Raw genomic sequence first — 558 nt, 5'->3', positions numbered from 1 at the left:
TGCCGCGTGCTGTCCGCCAGCGTGACGTGTTTCATGTATGCGTCGGTATGAGCGGCAAACGTCTCTTCTCCACGTATGCGCCGGATACCGTCGCGTTTTGCCGCAGCTGGCGACTGGCCTGACTTCAGGAGCTTTTTGGCAGCGATTAATTCCTCTCTGGCTTCCGCCAGGCTGATACCGTCACGGCCATACTGCCCGATCACCAGTGTCTCCCGCCTCCCGTTGATCCGGTAATCGTACCGGAACGAGATACTGCCTGACGTGAGCACGGCTACATACAGCCCGTCGCGGTCTGAGACCTTATAGATTTTGTCCTGCGGTTTTAGGTTTTTTAGTTTGGTATCGGTAAGCACATTTCACCCGGTCGCAATGATAAAAAATGACGGGATGAGCATATACCTTTGGGGTAATACCGTCACGCATACCGGCTAAAAATATGAGGTAGAGTGAATAGATATGAGTAGTTATAAACAAAAAACCCTCTAAAAAACAGAGGGTTGAATTTGGTTTTGAATAGATATGAGTAGCTATAACTTAGCTATTAATCATTCCCACTCA

1 protein-coding gene is annotated in these 558 nt (G+C 48.7%); it reads right to left on the bottom strand.

Annotated features, from left to right (window positions below):
- A partial coding sequence (locus FN633_RS14635) for an Arm DNA-binding domain-containing protein (protein WP_154058956.1) occupies positions 1-353 on the bottom strand: 353 nt, incomplete at its 3' end.
- Positions 354-558: the final 205 nt, after the last annotated feature.

It is taken from the genome of Pseudescherichia vulneris (assembly GCF_902164725.1).
In the GTDB taxonomy this organism is placed as follows: domain Bacteria; phylum Pseudomonadota; class Gammaproteobacteria; order Enterobacterales; family Enterobacteriaceae; genus Pseudescherichia; species Pseudescherichia vulneris.
This window is presented reverse-complemented; position numbering and strand designations above follow the sequence as displayed.